We start from the raw sequence: 692 nt of genomic DNA on the forward strand, positions 1-692 counted from the left end.
GAACCGCTCGGCTATATCCCACCCGCTGAAGCTGAGGCAAACTATTACCGGCAACTCAGCAACGGAGTTGCGATGCCGGCATCAACTTAAACCAACCAGCCTCCACGATTCCCGGGGCGATTCAATGCGGCAAGAAATACTAAATTTATTGAGAGAACAAGATATCGGGACGCATCTCTTAGATAGTCAAATCGCACAGAGAGAGGTCTACCGGCAAACGTTCGCTCTGGGCACGACTGTTCATGACTGCCCGCGCTACCTCAGAGGCTTGAAAGAGGCGAGAGCAGAGATTGAGGCCCTTGTCGTCGAACTGACTCAGCACATTGCGAACGCGAACAAGAAGGTATCTGCAAATGGCTAAGAACTCACAACAGAAAACGCCGACGAAGTCCTCTGGCTTGGTCCTCGCGGCGGGACTATTGCGCGGACTAAAAAATGAGGAAGCTTCCCTCGACGCGAAGCACCCGCTCGCCCGTGAAGTCATGCCTGAACCGGCACCGGCGCCCGTTAGCACGCAGGCGAATACGTTGGGCGCAGTAGCCCCTGGCCGTCAGCCGATTCGTGTTGCCTGACCTGCCCCCTTCGGTAGGGCCAGTCGGCTTCTAGCAAAGTCCCTTTAAACCAGCTCCTGGAAAGCGGCAGGAGCATCCGCTGTTGCCCGATGTTTCGCCGCGAACTCTGCTGGCGAAAGA

The 692-nt window shown here is 56.2% G+C and carries 1 pseudogene; it reads left to right on the forward strand.

Annotation, left to right across the window (positions count from 1 at the left end):
• Nucleotides 1-115: 115 nt before the first annotated feature.
• A pseudogene (locus GWC77_RS29285) lies at nt 116-361 on the forward strand (ParA family protein); the annotation flags it as partial.
• Nucleotides 362-692: the final 331 nt, after the last annotated feature.

The organism is Paraburkholderia sp. NMBU_R16, from assembly GCF_013282575.1.
In the GTDB taxonomy this organism is placed as follows: domain Bacteria; phylum Pseudomonadota; class Gammaproteobacteria; order Burkholderiales; family Burkholderiaceae; genus Trinickia.